Raw genomic sequence first — 14,178 nt, forward strand, 5'->3', positions numbered from 1 at the left:
CTATCGGCATGCTGAAGAGACTGGCGAAGAAAGTCGCTGTGGCAGCACTGATTTTTACGGCCTTGGCCGCTGGCCTGGCCGCTGTCCTGGGTTATGGATTCCTGCAACTGCTTCAGACGGCAGTTTTCGGCGACGACGGCGACCCCTCGATCCTGTCGTTCGTCGCCGCCTTCATCACGCCGCCGCTGTTCATCGGTGCCGCGGTGCTGCTGGGCCTGGGAGTCCGCGCGCAGAGGCGCCGCACGCGGACCGCCCGGAACCGCCGCGATGATGCCGCGGCGCAGGCCGAGGCCTGGCGCCGGCTGTACCTACGCCGTGACGACCTGCTGGTGAAGTGGTCACGCTACGAAACCGACGTCTCGCTGATGATCGATTATCCGGTGATGACTGACTACTCCGACTCCGTCATCCGCGAGGTCATCGTCGCCATGCAGGGCATTCGGGCGGCTGAGGCTGAAGCCCTGGACCTTGGCCGCGGCCGGGCTGAGAATTCGAAGCTCCGCCGTGCCGTGGACCGCTTCGAGGTAGCCTTCGTCACGGCTGAAAAGTACGCCCGGCGCTGCGGACAGTCGAAGCTCAGCGACTCCGAGCGCAGCAAGCTCGCCACTGCACGGCAAGCCCTGAACATCATCCTCGACGGAGCAGCCACACCGTCGGAGGTCGACGCCGCCTATCGCAGCCTGCGCGGCTCGCTGCGCGGAATCATCGACCTGCCGGACTCCGCCGTCGCCGATCTGGAAGCGCACACCAGGCAGGCCCTGGGCGTGCACCCGCACGGCTCAACGGCTGCATCCGCCGCCAGCCGCGCGGCCTAACGGGTTCATCCCGCCGCGGGGACGCCGCGAGGGGACGCCGCTAGCTGCGTTCTTCGTCTTCCCTTTCGCGCGGATACTCATCCTCATCGCTGTTCGCTGCCCCGCCGTCGGCGTCCTGCTCCAACCTGTCGGCCTCGGACCCGTCAGGCCGCAGCGGATCTCCATGCGGGCGCACCGGGTCCTGAATCCCCGTGTCCTCCTGTGCCTCCGGGACAACGGAAGCCTGCTGCTCAAGGACATCGGCTTCATTCTGCGCCGCTGTTGCGGGACGGTCATTCGGAGTGGACATCGTTCTGCTCCTTTTGCTGGAGGGAATTCTTAAATTGTAAGCCGGCTTACCAGGTTGTCCGCAGGGCATGAGCGCAAACACCTTGGGATAGTCTGTGACTTCCGAGCGATCGGCAGACGAAGGAATCCATGACAGTCTCCACCAGTACGCGGCTCTCCGACGGCCGGGAACTCATCTACTTTGATGCTGCGGAGGACACCGCCCGCCGGCGGGCAGCCGCCCCGGCGGACCGCCGAGGACTGCCGGCCCGGCCGGGCAACGGAACCGCCAGGTACGACGCCCTCACCGGAGAGTGGATCGCCGTCGCCGCGCACCGCCAGTCGCGCACCCACCTGCCGCCCGCCGACCAGTGCCCCCTGTGCCCGTCCTCGCCGTCGCGCGCTTCGGAGATCCCAGCCGAAGACTACGAGGTGGTGGTCTTCGAAAACCGTTTCCCCTCCTTCGGCCCGGAGCTGGGCGTCCTGCCGGACAACCCGTCCTGGGGCACGACGGCGCCGGCATACGGACGCTGCGAGGTGGTGGCCTTCGATTCGGCACACGAGGGCTCCTTCGGTTCGCTGTCCCCCGGGCGTGCCCGCACCGTCGTCGATGCCTGGGCCCACCGCACCGAGGCGCTGTCAGCGATGCAGGGCATCCGGCAGGTGTTCTGCTTTGAGAACCGCGGGGCGGATATCGGCGTCACCCTGCTGCATCCGCACGGACAGATTTACGCCTATCCGTTCCTTCCCCCGCGCTCGGCAGTCATGGCGCAGCAGGCTGCCGCCTTTTTTGAAGCCTCGGGCGGCCGGCAGACCCTGGTGGGTGCGGCGTTGGACGCGGAGCGGAGCTCCGGGGACCGGATGATCCTCGAGGGCCGGCATTTCAGTGCCTTTGTGCCGTTTGCCGCCCGGTGGCCGCTGGAAGTTCATTTGGTGCCGCACCGCCAGGTTGCCGACCTTGCCGATCTGCGCGACGACGAGCGGGATGACCTGACATCCGTCTACCTTGACCTGCTGGCCCGGGTCGACGGGCTGTATTCCACGCCCACCCCGTACATTGCGGCGTGGCATCAGGCGCCGCTGGACGCCCGGTTCCGCGCGGCGAGCCGCCTGCACCTGCAGCTCACCTCGCCGCGCCGGGCCGAGGACAAACTCAAGTTCCTGGCCGGCTCCGAGGCGGCCATGGGAGCTTTCATCAACGACACCATCCCCGAGCAGGTGGCCGCGAACCTGCGTGCCGCCGCTCCCGCTTGCGCCGGCACGGCGCAGGCCGCCGGAAAGGCCCTGGCATGACGCTTTCCGCCCCGGAATTGGTTACCGCTTTCACCAACCGTTTCGGTCGGGAGCCGGCGGGCGTCTGGTCCGCCCCCGGACGGGTCAACCTGATCGGTGAGCACACCGACTACAACGACGGGTTTGTGCTGCCTTTCGCCATTAACCGCTCGACGTCGGTGGCGGCGGCACCGCGCCGGGACCGCACCACGCAGGTGCATTCGGCGTTCAACGGCGGAAGCACTGTCAGCGCGAGCCTGGACGACCTGCAGGCGGGCAGCATCCAGGGCTGGGCGGCCTACCCGCTGGGCGTGCTGTGGGCGTTCGAGGACCACGGCGCCCGGGTTCCCGGCGTCGACCTGTATCTGGATTCGGATGTGCCGGTCGGTGCCGGGCTCTCCTCCTCGGCGGCCCTGGAGTGCGCCGTGGCCGTCATGGCCAACGAGCTCTCCGACGCCGGGCTGACCGGACCGGAGCTTGCCGCGCTGGGCCAGCGCGCCGAGAACCTGATGGTCGGCGCACCCACCGGCATCATGGACCAGTCCGCGTCCCTGCTCGGCGAGGAAGGGCACGCGGTTTTCCTGGACTGCCGGACCCGGGAAGCGCAGCTGGTGCCGCTGGATCTGGCCGGCAACGGCCTCACCCTGCTGGTGATCGACACCAGGGTCAGTCACGAGCATTCCACCGGCGGATACGCCGCCCGGCGGACCTCCTGCGAGCGCGGCGCCGAGGCCATGGGCGTCGCCGCACTGCGCGACCTCTCCCTCGCTGACCTCACGGCTGCCGCGGGCATTTTGGATGAGGAGACCTTCCGCCGCGTCCGGCACATAGTGACGGAGAACGACCGCGTCCTGGCCGCCGTCGACGTCCTGCGCGGGCAAGGCCCCGCCGGGCTCGGCGCCCTCCTCAACGAGAGCCATGCGTCCATGCGGGACGACTTTGAGATTTCCTGTCCGGAGCTGGACCTGGCCGTGGACACCGCACTCAGCGCCGGTGCGCTGGGCGCCAGGATGACCGGCGGCGGCTTCGGCGGCTCGGCCATCGCGCTGGTCAACAGCGACGACGCCGACGCCGTCACCGCCGCGGTAACGGCCGCGTTCACCGCGGCCGGCTACACCGCACCGGCTGTCTTCACGGTGCTGCCCGCCGCCGGTGCCGGACGGGTGCAGGGCTAGGAGGCGTCCGGGCCGCCGGAAACGAAGAACGGGGCCAGGTCGCCGTAAGGGTTCACGGCCGTTTCGTCGTCGAACCCGTCGAACTGCTGGCGCAGGCCGATCACGGCGCGGGCCCCTTCATCTGTGATGGTGGTGTCCCGGGCAATACCCCAGGGGCCCAGTTCGGCGTCCAGCACCAGACGCGCGTCGGGCTTCGACAGTCCGCGCACATCGGCCACCACGTCCACGGCGTCGTTCCGATGGGCCGGATCCAGCACCCAGGCCAGTGCCGCCTCGTAGCTTTCGCGGAAGCGCACGGCGACGTCCCGGTGTGCGGAGTACCAGTCCCCGTTCCAAGCGGCCACGGAACCCAGATAGGGCATGCCGAGTGCTGACTCATCGGCGAGCTGGTTCATCCCCTGTTCCCGTGCGAGCACCTCGAGGCCGTCGCTCAGCAGCGTGGCCGAGGCGTAGCCGTCAGTCATGCGCCGGTAGCGTTCGGCCACCCCGCCCTGGCTGACCACCGTGTAGTCGGAGTCCCGACGGAGGCCGGCCTTGTCCAGGATCGAGTACATGACGTACGCATAACCGCTGTCCCTGGCATCCACCGCCACCTCGCCGCCGTGCACGGCCTCCAGCGACGTAATCTCCGGCGGACTGACCGCTGTCAGTTCCATGCCCAGGTCCAGGGCAAAATCGGCCATAACGTACAGCGGGCTGCCGTAGTCGTTGGAGGCGTTGCAGCGGTAATTGACCACGTTGTCCCAGGCGGTCTGCAGGACCTCGTAGTGTCCCGCGGCGAAGTCCCGAAACTGCTGGTCCGAGGACTGCACCTGTTCGTACACCACGTGCACGTCGTTGTCCCTGAAGAATCCCTTTTTCTCTCCCGCTGCCAATGCGGGAGAAAGTGAAAAGACTCCCATCCTCAGGGGATTCGAGCTGCTCCCTGGCTGTGACATCTCAGGTCCTTTGATCGCTCGGAGTTAACCCCCACAACCAGCCTAGGGAGCCGGACCTGGTTGCGAAAGGATGCAGCGCTAACGGGCGGCGCCGGCCCTTGCACAGGCCCGGTAGCCTGCGGCTATGCATCTAAAACGCCGCGCCGCCCTGCTTGCGGGAATACGGGATAACCGGGGTCAGCGGCTGGCGGTTCCCCGCCTGGATTCCAGCAGCGGTGGTATCCAGGCATCGCACAAAGATCCGGTCACCCACGAATACACCGTTTTATGCACGACATCCACCACGGTTTCATCTGTCGGCCAGGAGGCCGGAGGAGCGCCGACGCCCGTGGCATTTTCCAAGGTCTGATCCGTGGCCAGCCGCACCACGGTGTGGGTGCTGTTGGCCACCGGTCCGCGGATGCCGGTGACTGACCAGACACCCCGCAGCGCACCAAGCACCGCGCCGGTGCCCCAGTGCATGGCGTGATTCCACACAGGCGGGCGGGCGCCGTCGTCGGGCTTTTGGCCCAGCAGTGTCAGCAGCGTGCGGGCCGGCACATACGAATTGGGCCGGGACGTGACCAGCTGCTCCACCTTTTCGCCGGCCGTCATCACCGCCACGCCTGCCAGCCCCGCCACTGTCCCCGTACCTGCCGCCTTGAGCAGCATCCGTCCGCGGCCTGCCATGGTTGACCTCCCCTGTCCGGTTTGGGCTGATTGGAATCCAGCGTAAGAGATCAGCGGCAGGATCGGGCACACTGAAAGCATGAGCGTGCACTCCAAGATTAAAACCGCCGAATTGGAACTTCTCGCCTCGACGACGCGGAGCAATGCAGAGCGGGTGGGAGAACTGCTGCATCCGGAGTTTGTGGAAGTTGGGCGTTCCGGGCGCAGGTGGACCCGCGGGGAAGTCATTAGAGCCCTGAGCCGCGAAGACAGGCGTCCAACGCCGGAAGCGGATGAATGGGCCTTCGCGGACCTCGCTCCGGACCTCGTTCTTGTCACCTACCGGCTGCGCGCGGGCACCCGCCAGAGCCGGCACGCGTCGGTGTGGGACACGTCGGCCCCTGCGCTCCGGCTGCGCTACCACCAGGGAACAGTGATTCCGCTGGAGTTCCAGTAGGCCGGAGTCCGTCCGGCGAGCGCTCCGGCACGAACCCCAGGGCTGCGCAGAACGCCGAAGGCCCGCCCGGGTACGGGCAGGCCTTCGAATTCCGGCAGGTGCCGGTCGTGGAGATGGGGGGAATCGAACCCCCGTCCGATGTTGTGTTGAAAGGGCTTCTCCGGGCGCAGTCTGCGTCGGATTTTCTTGGCCCCAGCCGTCGTACAGACGTGCGGCTGATCCGGGCCCAGCCGTTAAGGAGTCCCGAACACGCCAACGGCGGGCATGTTCAGCAGTGGCCCTCTAAATGACGCCAGGATCCGGAGCGAGAGCAACTCCGGGCTGACGGACTGTGCCTTACTGCTTAGGCAGCAAGGGCGAAGTCAGTGCGCATAGGTTTGGCACTTATTTTTTTGCAGAGAGCGTTTACGAGATAACTCTGCATCCTCGGCCCGCTTCCCCTGTCGCGGCAAACACCGTCGAAACCGATCATCCCCGTATTCAGTTGCCAAGGCCGTTCATTTACAAGGCCGCCGTTCCCGGCGTCCACACAGAATAACGCGCACCGCGCCGCGATGATTCCCGCTCCGGCCGAGGCATCTGCTGCTGCGGACCAATCTGCAGGACAATGTCCCAATGGACATCTCACGGCCCGCCGAGGATCCCGGAAACGCTGCCGGCACCAACACTGTCGGCACCGCCCCGCCGGAGCTGACCACCGCCGCCGAACTGATCAGCCGGGCACGGACGTTGGCGGTCGGCGGCACCCGCCGGATCCTGGGCATCACGGGGGCGCCCGGAGCCGGCAAATCCACCGTTGCCGCGCAACTCGTGAAGGCGCTGGGACCGGACATCGCCGTCTTGGTGCCGATGGACGGGTTTCATCTGGCCAACAGCATCCTGCGGGACCTGGGCCGCCACGGGCGCAAAGGAGCGCCGGACACGTTCGACGACGGCGGTTACGCGGCGCTGCTGCAGCGTCTGCGCTTCCAGCTGGCGGACGAACCGGTAATTTTTGCCCCTGATTTTCGGCGTGACCTGGAGGAATCGATCGGGTCTGCAATTTCCATTCCGCACACCGTTCCGCTGGTGGTCACGGAGGGCAACTATCTGCTGCTGCCCAACAGTTCCTGGCCGCGCGCCCGGGCGGCAATGGATGAGGTTTGGTATCTGGCAGCGGACGCCGCCGTCCGCCGGGAGCGCCTGATTCGCCGCCACGCACGGTTCGGCAAGTCACGGGCGGAGGCCCGCAAGTGGGCGTTGGGCAGCGACGAAGCCAACGCGCGCATCATCCGGCGCCACGCCCGCCGGGCCGACGTCGTAGTCCGGCTTGCCGACGCGGGCCGGGCCGCCGGCCACTCTTTTTCCGCTCCGCCAAGGGGTGGATAATTTGGTTCCATCATTTCCCGGCCATCCCCCATCATTTCCCGGCCATCCCAGGAGCAGCCATGAACAGCGAACTGAACCCGTACCTGTCCTTCCGGGACAGCGCTAAACCAGCCATGGAGTTCTACCAGTCGATCTTCGGCGGTGAGCTCAACACCAGCACATTTGCCGAGTTCGACGCCGCCGAGGATCCGGCCGATCGGGACAAGATCATGCACTCGGCGTTGCGGACGCCCAGCGGGATGGTCCTCATGGCCGCTGACGTTCCCAGCAGCATGCCGCTGGGCGACAACAGCAGCTTCACGCTTTCGCTCAACGGGGACAACGAGTCCGAACTGAACGGCTATTGGGAGCGGCTGATCGAGGGCGGCAGCATCACTGAACCGCTGGAAGTGGCCCCGTGGGGCGACAGCTTTGGCATGTGCACTGACAGGTTCGGCGTGAACTGGATGGTCAACATCAGCGCCGGCGGGGACGAAAGCTGACGGACCGGCCCGCGGCGGCAGGCCGGTACCCCGCCGCCGTGGACGCCCGGACCCACGGCGTTTCCTAGCGGCGGCGTCCGAAAATGAGGGCGGCCGCGGCGGTAACGGCGGTGACGGTGTAGACGGCCGGCCAGGCACCGAGCTTCTTGGCCAGCGGGTGGGACAACCCGAAGGCAGCCACGTAGCCGGCTGTCAGGGCCACAGCCGTGCCGGTTCCGGCGTCGCGCTTCCACATGGTGAAGGCTGCTGCGCCAGCGGCAGCCAGTACCGCTCCGCCCAGCTGGCGGTTGCCGGTGTCCCGGGCGGTCTTGTAACCGCCGATAAGGCCTGCGCTGGAAACGAGGGACGTCAGAAGTGCACTCACTGTTGATTTCTCCTAAAGGCTGGGGCACGAAGGTCGTGAACAAACACCACCCTATCCCCCGCGACGGACAGATCCGGACCGGTGGATCGGTGCGCAGAACGCGAAGGAATGGCGCGCCCGGCAGCGTCTAAGCTGGGGCGAAGCTTCTCCTCTTCTTACGCCCACTTCCACCGTTAGGACTACGCATGACGATGACGCCGGGAACTCTGCTCGCTGATGATGCCACGCTGGAAAGGGTGGCCGCCGGCGCCGCCTGGGCCGAGGGGCCGGTCTGGATTCCGGCCCGGTCGGCCGTGCGTTTCAGTGACATACCGGGAAACCGGATCCTGGAGTACCGGGAAGCCACCGGCGTTTTGGAGGTCTATGCCTCCGACGCCGAGTTTCCCAACGGCCGCGCCCTGGACCTCGACGGCGCCGTCGTCCAGTGCTCGCACGGCCGGCGGGCGATTGAGCGGGACACCGGCACCGCGGACGACGCCGTCCCCGCCGTGAGCACCCTGGTGGACTCGTACAACGGCCGGCGGCTGAATTCACCCAATGACGTGGTGGTGAAGTCCGACGGCACCATCTGGTTCACCGATCCGTCCTACGGAATCCAAAAGGAGAGCGAGGGCCACCTGGGCCGCGAGGAATACGGTGACCGCTATGTCTTCCGCTTCGATCCGTCCAGCGGCGAGCTGACGCCGGCAGTCGTTGACGTGGAGGTCCCCAACGGCTTGGCGTTTTCTCCCGACGAATCAGTCCTGTACGTCTCGGACACCTCGCGCGGCACACCGGCCATGGACGGCGGCGAGCGCCTGCACGGCCACGCCATTCACGCCTATGACGTCGTGGCGGGCCGCTTCGCCCGGAACGGAAGGATTTTTGCCGAGGTGGATCCCGGCGTGCCGGACGGCTTCCGTGTGGACGTCCACGGAAATATCTGGACCTCTTCGCAGGATGCGGTGCGCGTTTATTCCCCGGACGGGGTCCAGATCCTGCGGATCCCGGTGCCGGAAACCGTCAGCAACCTCTGTTTCGGCGGCGACGACGGACGCACCCTCTACCTGACGGCTTCAACCAGCCTTTACCGGATCCGCACCCGGGTAACCGGTGCGGCCGCCGCACTTCGGGGCGGCAGCCGCCGTTAGGGCCGCCGTTAGGAGCAGCAGTTAGCTGAACCGTGCGGCGGCGGACACCGCGAGGTCGCGGGCTGCGGTGAAGCGTTTGGCCGTGCTGGCCCGGTCAGAAACCGTGCCGCGCGCACCATCCTCCCCGGGGGCGGCGACCGGGTTCGTAGGCATGCAGGGCGGAAACGACGTCGGACGCCTCCGCCAAGGCTCCCACCAGCGCTATCGCGTCGAGCAGCGCCTCACAGGCACCCCGCCCCAGGTTTGGCGCCATGCCGTGGGCGGCATCCCCCCAGCAGCGCCGTCCTTCCGAAGACGTAGGAGGGCAAACGCGGCATGTCGAACAGCTCGCGGTAGTCCACAGGGTTCTCCGAGCGGATGCAGGCGAACCAGTTGGTGTTATGGCGGTCCAGCGGGGTGATGCCGAACAGGCGCCCGGGCCCCCACGTCTCCGTCACGCCGGCTGAGATTGATGGTCCCCGTCTGCCCTGATTGCGCTCTGCAGATCGTGATTACCGAGGTACTGGCCGCCGAGGAACGGGACGCTGACGCCCTTGCAGACGCACTGATTGACTACAACGTGGACGAATGGCTGGACGGTAAACTGGACTAGTCCGGCAGCAAGGAAGGAAAGCTACCTTGACGCGCAACACCAAGTACATCGCGGCGGCAGTGCTAGGCCCTGACTGGTTTGACGGCATGCATGCCCGCACCGACCGACTGCACGCCTGAACCAGGCCCCACCGTGACCGTGACCGCCAGGCCTAAGCCTACTGAGCAGGCCCAGAAGGTCCCGGCAGGCCACCGCGCCGCTGCGGAGAAGGCCCAGCAGATGCTGGACGATCTGGCGTGGTCCCCGGCGAAAATCCGTGAAGAACTCATGGACATGTATGACTATGACTACACCGAGGCAGAGGCAGACTACGGCGTTTCGCAGCTGAAATACCCCCCCACCAACTACGCCCCCACTACACAGGAAGGACAAGCAACCATGAGCAAGAAGCAGCAGGCCCCCTACCCGCCGCAGCAGGGCTATCCCGCCCAGCCCTATGTGGACCCCGCAGCTATCGCCGCAGCAGTGGCACAGGGCCACGCAGCAGGCGCAGCGCAGCCGGTGCCAGGCCGCCGCACCCTGACCCGCACCGTGGCCCGCGTGGCGCTTTGCATCTTCCCGCTGATGGGATATGTCCTGGACATTTTTCTGGGCGTCTGGGTGCAGCTGCTCTACCGCGCGATCACCAAGCAGCCCAAGGGCCGCCCCTTGTTCTGGCTCGGGAAGAAACTGACCATCAAGCCCCGCAAGGAGATTCCGCTCTATCAGGCCCAGAAGACCCGCTGGCGCGTGAACCTGAACGTCTAAGCCCCATAAGCCACCTGCCCGGTTTCCTGAGAGGAAGCGGCCCTAAACCTCTTGGCCGCTAGGGATACGCGGGTTCCGGGCAGGTTGGTGCTTTCCCCGGGTGGACCCCTCCCTCGAGGGCAGGTTGAAGCTGCGGGGGCCGTCCTCCCCCAGGCCGGGCGCCGCCAGGGGCGGGATGGCCAGCGGTGCCGTGAACTGCACGGTCTCCGGTTGAGTGCCCCGGAACATACCGTCACAGGCCGTGAGCAGTAGAACGCCGCTGCTCCGGCCAGGACCTGCCGACGGGTTGGAAGAAGGGCTGCACTGCGTGTCATCTCGTCCTCCCCCTCAGCAGGCGCCGAACGGCCGCGGCCAGCAATCCCCACAGGCCGTTCATGATGAGGATTGGGACGACGGCGATCGGCATCGCCAGCGGCCCCTGCACAGTCCCGGTCAGAACCGTCGACACCACGGCGCTGAACGAAATGATGTGCAGGCCGTAGGCGAGACCGGCCAGCGTCAGGGTCAGCACCGGCCGGGGAACCCGGCCCAGACCGACGACGCCGATCCAGGCCAGGCTGATCAGCGCCGTCAGCAGCCAGAGGCCCGACGGAATCTGGTTCTCAAGGCCCGTCATCCGGACCAGGGGCCGGAGCAGCGCGACGGCGCCCAGCCCCGCGGCGAGCTACCACTTCACGCCGGGCGGTGCTGTCAGCGATGTTGTTTTCGGGGACCTCTTTCATACTTCGACGCTATGAAACCGTCCTGATCCGGACATCGGGCGAGGGGCGTCACTTCTGTCGCCTGTGGATGACATCCGCGGTCGCTTTCCGGGGACCGTATTTCCCGCGAAGAGTTCCGAGCAGATGAGCGGGGCTGAACTACCTATCTCCTGCAGCGCTACATGCGCCTCATCGGTGCCCGCACGGTCAAGAACATCACCACCGTTACCGATGTGGTCACCATCCTCATCCGCGGATCAGAAAATGAGCGATACCGCCCGCAGCGGCGGCGTGCTCAATCTTCATGAGAATCCTCCGTCTGCTCCCGCCCCGTCGCCACCAGAGTGTCCCGCCGGGCGGGTATTCCTCAAGAGGAAGCGCTCACTCCGCGGTTCCGGTGCTGCCTCCGGCCGTCCGGTAGCTCCACAGGTCAGCACTCAAACCAACGGGCTTGGGCCGGGTCCCCGCCGAGTCACCGTCACCGGCTGCTGCTGCACCGTGTCCGTGCGCAAAGTTCTTGGACGACACCCAGTCCTGGAACGACTTCTCGTCACGCCAGCGCGTGACGACCAGCCAGGTGGTCCGTTCATCGGTGGGCTGCAGCAGTTCGAACCCCTCGAAGCCGTCCTGCCCGTCGACGGCGCCGGCCCGCGCCGCGAACCGGTGGGCGAGCTCGTCGCCGGAATCGGCGGGGACAGTGATTGCGTTGATCTTGATAATGGTCATGGGCCCATTATGCTCAATTTCCGAAATGCTCAGTTTTCGAAACACCATCAGCCGGACGTTTGGCGGGTGCCATGTGCCGGGTGCCGGGCCGCTCCGGATTTGCTACCGTGGGAGGCCAAGACCGGATGCCGGTCTCCGGACGACGGATCAGTACCCGGACAGCGACAAGACTGGCCAAAGGAATCTGTCATGGCATGGGTCATTCTTGTTCTCTCCGGCATGTTGGAGGCCGTCTGGGCGACGGCGCTGGGTAAGTCGGAGAACTTCCGCCGGCGCTGGCCAACGGTCATCTTCGGCGCCGGCATCATTTTGAGCATGGCCGGCCTCGCCTTCGCCATGCAGTCCATCCCGGTAGGAACCGCCTACGCCGTATGGGTGGGAATCGGCGCCGTCCTCACCGCCGCCTACGCCATGCTTTTCGGCGGCGAAAGAGCCACGGTGCTGAAGGTCCTGCTGTTGCTGGGCATCGTGGGCTGCGTTGTCGGCCTGAAGTTGGTGGCCTGACCATGCCGTGGATCATCCTGCTCCTCAGTGCCGTGCTGGAAGCCGTCTGGGCCACAGCACTGGACGCCTCCGCGGGGTTCACCCTGCTGGCGCCGTCGCTGATCTTTCTCGCCGCCGGCATTGCCTCCATGGTCGGTCTCTCCTACGCCATGAACTCCATTCCCATCTCCACGGCCTACGCCGTGTGGACCGGGCTGGGCGCAGTGCTTACGGTCGTGTACGCCATGGTGTCCGGCGGCGAGCAGCCGGAACTGCTGAAGATCCTTTTCCTCGCCGGAATCATCGGCTGCGTGGTGGGCCTGAAGTTCACGGATGCCCCGCCGGCGGCACGGGAGCCCGCCGGCTCCGACGGCGAAATACCCGCAGGGCCGTCCGAAACCGCTGAATAGCTGCTCCTGCGCGCCCGTCTTTCCGGCCGGTCTTTTCACTGGATTCCGACGGGACGATACTGCTCTGAGTGTCCGAATTTACGGTTTTCGGCGCCCGCGGTATCGGCTGCAACGATCGGAGCCTTCCATGGCCACGGCAGAAAGCTCATCTTCCTCATCCCTCTTCCGGCGCAAGCCCGTCAACGAGGTGGACGATGAGAAATCCGGCAACAAACTCTTCAAGAGCCTTGGCCTGTTGCAGCTGACTGCCATCGGCGTCGGCGGCATCATCGGCGTCGGCATCTTCACCCTGGCCGGCCTGGTGGCCAACGGAGGCGGTGAGGCACCCGGCGCCGGGCCCGGTGTGCTCATTTCCTTCCTGATCGCCGGGCTGGCGAGCGCCGCAGCGGCACTCTCCTATGCGGAATTCGCCGGCTTGGTCCCGCGCGCCGGCTCCGCCTACACCTACGGCTACGTGGCCCTGGGCGAGATCATCGGCTGGTTCATCGGCTGGGACCTGCTGCTGGAATACACGGCCATTGTTGCGGTGGTGGCCATTGGCATCTCCGGCTACTTCACCGAGTTCATGGCCGGAATCAGCGTTGAGGTTCCGGCGTGGATGCAGGGCACCGGCGACACCGTCGAGGGCGGCCTGATCAACCTTCCCGCCCTGCTGGTCTGCCTTTTCATCACCTGGATCCTGAGCCGGGGAACCAAAACCTTCGGCCGGTTCGAACTCGTGGCCGTGGCCCTGAAAGTGCTGCTGATTCTCTTCATTATTGGCCTGGGGTTCTTTTTCGTGAACACCGAGAACTACGTGCCGTTCCTCCCCAACGGTTTTGGGGCGGTCTTCGCCGGAGCCGCAACGGTGTTCTTCGCGGTGTTCGGTTATGACGCCATGAGCACGGCGGCGGAGGAAGCCACTGACGGCAAGAAGCACATGCCCAAGGCGATCCTGCTGTCGCTGGCAGTGGCCATGGTGCTCTATGTCCTGGCCACACTGGTGCTGACCGGCATGCAGAACTACACCGAAATCAGCCCCACCGCGGGGTTCGCTTCGGCCTTCCAAACCGTCGGCCTGCCCGTCATTGCGACGGTCATTTCGGCGTTCGCTGTGCTGTCCATCCTGACCGTCATGCTCACCTTTCTGCTCGGAGTCACCCGGGTCTGGTTCTCCATGAGCCGCGACGGGCTGCTTCCGGGCTGGTTCTCAGTTACTGACCGGCACGGCACTCCGCAGCGGGTGACCTGGATCGCCGGCATCACGTCCGCCCTGCTGGCGGGGGTCTTCCCGATCCGCGCCGTGGCTGACCTGACGAACATCGGCATTCTCGCCGCATTTGTGGTGGTCTGCATCGCAGTCATCGCTCTGCGACGGCGCGAGCCGGATGCGCCCCGGGAGTTCCGCCTGCCGCTGATGCCGTGGATCCCGGCGTTCGGTGTCCTCTCCTCCGGATTCCTCATGCTGCAGCTGCACTGGGAAACCTGGCTGCGCTTCGGTGTCTGGCTCGTGATCGGCCTCCTCATCTACTGGTTCTACGGACGGCGTCATTCACTGCTGAACCCCTCCAGCCCGCGGCATGCCCAGCCGCCGTCGGCCCCGGAACCCGCCTAGCGCAGCCCG

The 14,178-nt window shown here is 66.3% G+C and carries 18 protein-coding genes, 1 other RNA gene and 1 riboswitch; of the genes, 11 read left to right on the plus strand and 8 right to left on the minus strand.

Annotated elements, in window-relative coordinates:
• Positions 1-8: 8 nt before the first annotated feature.
• Positions 9-815, plus strand: coding sequence for a hypothetical protein (locus QNN99_RS09690; protein ID WP_229966250.1), 807 nt, complete (start codon positions 9-11; stop codon positions 813-815).
• Between the two features lie 40 nt (positions 816-855).
• Here QNN99_RS09690 and QNN99_RS09695 read toward each other — a convergent pair whose 3' ends face one another.
• Entirely contained in the window at positions 856-1,104 is a 249-nt protein-coding gene (locus QNN99_RS09695; protein ID WP_229966251.1) for a hypothetical protein, read from the minus strand.
• A gap of 128 nt (positions 1,105-1,232) precedes the next feature.
• Here QNN99_RS09695 and galT point away from each other — a divergent pair, with 128 nt between their 5' ends.
• Both galT and galK read left to right on the plus strand, forming a co-directional pair.
• Positions 1,233-2,375: a galactose-1-phosphate uridylyltransferase gene (gene galT, locus QNN99_RS09700; RefSeq protein WP_229966252.1), complete on the plus strand. Its 1,143-nt coding sequence runs from the start codon at positions 1,233-1,235 to the stop codon at positions 2,373-2,375.
• Positions 2,372-3,529 (plus strand): galactokinase, encoded by a 1,158-nt coding sequence (gene galK / locus QNN99_RS09705; RefSeq protein ID WP_229966253.1) that lies wholly within the window; start codon positions 2,372-2,374, stop codon positions 3,527-3,529. Before galT ends, galK begins: the two co-directional genes overlap by 4 nt.
• Here galK and QNN99_RS09710 read toward each other — a convergent pair.
• Both QNN99_RS09710 and QNN99_RS09715 read right to left on the minus strand, forming a co-directional pair.
• Complete coding sequence (locus tag QNN99_RS09710) at positions 3,526-4,467, minus strand: ABC transporter substrate-binding protein (RefSeq protein WP_229966254.1); 942 nt, start codon at positions 4,465-4,467, stop codon at positions 3,526-3,528. The genes galK and QNN99_RS09710 overlap by 4 nt on opposite strands.
• Positions 4,468-4,644: 177 nt before the next feature.
• A complete protein-coding gene (locus QNN99_RS09715) occupies positions 4,645-5,136 on the minus strand; it encodes a hypothetical protein (RefSeq protein ID WP_229966255.1) in 492 nt (163 codons plus the stop codon).
• 79 nt (positions 5,137-5,215) lie between these two features.
• Here QNN99_RS09715 and QNN99_RS09720 point away from each other — a divergent pair, with 79 nt between their 5' ends.
• A complete protein-coding gene (locus QNN99_RS09720; protein WP_229966256.1) occupies positions 5,216-5,572 on the plus strand; it encodes a nuclear transport factor 2 family protein in 357 nt (118 codons plus the stop codon).
• Between the two features lie 105 nt (positions 5,573-5,677).
• Here QNN99_RS09720 and ssrA read toward each other — a convergent pair.
• Positions 5,678-6,048: a transfer-messenger RNA gene (gene ssrA, locus QNN99_RS09725) on the minus strand.
• A gap of 139 nt (positions 6,049-6,187) precedes the next feature.
• Here ssrA and QNN99_RS09730 point away from each other — a divergent pair.
• Together QNN99_RS09730 and QNN99_RS09735 are read left to right on the plus strand one after the other, a co-directional pair.
• Positions 6,188-6,940, plus strand: a complete 753-nt coding sequence (locus tag QNN99_RS09730) for a nucleoside/nucleotide kinase family protein (protein WP_229966257.1) — start codon at positions 6,188-6,190, stop codon at positions 6,938-6,940.
• 59 nt (positions 6,941-6,999) lie between these two features.
• On the plus strand, positions 7,000-7,422 hold the full coding sequence (locus QNN99_RS09735) for a VOC family protein (RefSeq protein ID WP_229966258.1): 423 nt from the start codon (positions 7,000-7,002) through the stop codon (positions 7,420-7,422).
• Between the two features lie 64 nt (positions 7,423-7,486).
• Here the strand turns inward: QNN99_RS09735 and QNN99_RS09740 are convergent, their stop codons facing one another.
• Entirely contained in the window at positions 7,487-7,786 is a 300-nt protein-coding gene (locus QNN99_RS09740; protein ID WP_229966259.1) for a hypothetical protein, read from the minus strand.
• Between the two features lie 185 nt (positions 7,787-7,971).
• On the opposite strand from QNN99_RS09740, the gene QNN99_RS09745 reads away from it, so the two are divergent.
• Positions 7,972-8,916, plus strand: coding sequence for an SMP-30/gluconolactonase/LRE family protein (locus tag QNN99_RS09745; protein WP_331461780.1), 945 nt, complete (start codon positions 7,972-7,974; stop codon positions 8,914-8,916).
• Between the two features lie 94 nt (positions 8,917-9,010).
• Here QNN99_RS09745 and QNN99_RS09750 read toward each other — a convergent pair whose 3' ends face one another.
• Positions 9,011-9,298, minus strand: coding sequence for an FAD-dependent monooxygenase (locus QNN99_RS09750; RefSeq protein ID WP_331461784.1), 288 nt, complete (start codon positions 9,296-9,298; stop codon positions 9,011-9,013).
• 348 nt (positions 9,299-9,646) lie between these two features.
• On the opposite strand from QNN99_RS09750, the gene QNN99_RS09755 reads away from it, so the two are divergent.
• Complete coding sequence (locus QNN99_RS09755; protein WP_229966260.1) at positions 9,647-10,255, plus strand: Ltp family lipoprotein; 609 nt, start codon at positions 9,647-9,649, stop codon at positions 10,253-10,255.
• Between the two features lie 310 nt (positions 10,256-10,565).
• Here the strand turns inward: QNN99_RS09755 and QNN99_RS09760 are convergent, their stop codons facing one another.
• Together QNN99_RS09760 and QNN99_RS09765 are read right to left on the minus strand one after the other, a co-directional pair.
• Positions 10,566-10,871 (minus strand): hypothetical protein, encoded by a 306-nt coding sequence (locus QNN99_RS09760; RefSeq protein ID WP_229966261.1) that lies wholly within the window; start codon positions 10,869-10,871, stop codon positions 10,566-10,568.
• Between the two features lie 466 nt (positions 10,872-11,337).
• Positions 11,338-11,682 (minus strand): antibiotic biosynthesis monooxygenase family protein, encoded by a 345-nt coding sequence (locus tag QNN99_RS09765; RefSeq protein WP_229966262.1) that lies wholly within the window; start codon positions 11,680-11,682, stop codon positions 11,338-11,340.
• Positions 11,683-11,796: 114 nt separating this feature from the next.
• A riboswitch (guanidine-III (ykkC-III) riboswitch) is annotated at positions 11,797-11,861 on the plus strand.
• 10 nt (positions 11,862-11,871) lie between these two features.
• On the opposite strand from QNN99_RS09765, the gene QNN99_RS09770 reads away from it, so the two are divergent.
• The 3 genes from QNN99_RS09770 (at position 11,872) to QNN99_RS09780 (ending at position 14,169) form a co-directional block, all read left to right on the plus strand.
• Complete coding sequence (locus QNN99_RS09770; protein ID WP_229966263.1) at positions 11,872-12,186, plus strand: DMT family transporter; 315 nt, start codon at positions 11,872-11,874, stop codon at positions 12,184-12,186.
• A gap of 2 nt (positions 12,187-12,188) precedes the next feature.
• Positions 12,189-12,575, plus strand: coding sequence for a DMT family transporter (locus tag QNN99_RS09775; protein WP_229966264.1), 387 nt, complete (start codon positions 12,189-12,191; stop codon positions 12,573-12,575).
• 127 nt (positions 12,576-12,702) lie between these two features.
• Complete coding sequence (locus QNN99_RS09780; protein WP_229966265.1) at positions 12,703-14,169, plus strand: amino acid permease; 1,467 nt, start codon at positions 12,703-12,705, stop codon at positions 14,167-14,169.
• The last annotated feature ends 9 nt before the right edge of the window (positions 14,170-14,178 follow it).

The sequence above is a fragment of the Arthrobacter sp. zg.Y820 genome, from assembly GCF_030125555.1.
Lineage (GTDB): Bacteria > Actinomycetota > Actinomycetes > Actinomycetales > Micrococcaceae > Arthrobacter_B.

Coding starts and splice junctions, on each gene's coding strand:
- QNN99_RS09715 (WP_229966255.1), bottom strand. CDS start 5,136: ATGGCAGGCCGCGGACGGATGCTGCTCAAGGCGGCAGGTACGGGGACA.
- QNN99_RS09735 (WP_229966258.1), top strand. CDS start 7,000: ATGAACAGCGAACTGAACCCGTACCTGTCCTTCCGGGACAGCGCTAAA.
- QNN99_RS09720 (WP_229966256.1), top strand. CDS start 5,216: ATGAGCGTGCACTCCAAGATTAAAACCGCCGAATTGGAACTTCTCGCC.
- QNN99_RS09765 (WP_229966262.1), bottom strand. CDS start 11,682: ATGACCATTATCAAGATCAACGCAATCACTGTCCCCGCCGATTCCGGC.
- QNN99_RS09730 (WP_229966257.1), top strand. CDS start 6,188: ATGGACATCTCACGGCCCGCCGAGGATCCCGGAAACGCTGCCGGCACC.
- QNN99_RS09775 (WP_229966264.1), top strand. CDS start 12,189: ATGCCGTGGATCATCCTGCTCCTCAGTGCCGTGCTGGAAGCCGTCTGG.
- QNN99_RS09695 (WP_229966251.1), bottom strand. CDS start 1,104: ATGTCCACTCCGAATGACCGTCCCGCAACAGCGGCGCAGAATGAAGCC.
- galT (WP_229966252.1), top strand. CDS start 1,233: ATGACAGTCTCCACCAGTACGCGGCTCTCCGACGGCCGGGAACTCATC.
- QNN99_RS09770 (WP_229966263.1), top strand. CDS start 11,872: ATGGCATGGGTCATTCTTGTTCTCTCCGGCATGTTGGAGGCCGTCTGG.
- QNN99_RS09745 (WP_331461780.1), top strand. CDS start 7,972: ATGACGATGACGCCGGGAACTCTGCTCGCTGATGATGCCACGCTGGAA.
- galK (WP_229966253.1), top strand. CDS start 2,372: ATGACGCTTTCCGCCCCGGAATTGGTTACCGCTTTCACCAACCGTTTC.
- QNN99_RS09760 (WP_229966261.1), bottom strand. CDS start 10,871: ATGACGGGCCTTGAGAACCAGATTCCGTCGGGCCTCTGGCTGCTGACG.
- QNN99_RS09690 (WP_229966250.1), top strand. CDS start 9: ATGCTGAAGAGACTGGCGAAGAAAGTCGCTGTGGCAGCACTGATTTTT.
- QNN99_RS09780 (WP_229966265.1), top strand. CDS start 12,703: ATGGCCACGGCAGAAAGCTCATCTTCCTCATCCCTCTTCCGGCGCAAG.
- QNN99_RS09710 (WP_229966254.1), bottom strand. CDS start 4,467: ATGTCACAGCCAGGGAGCAGCTCGAATCCCCTGAGGATGGGAGTCTTT.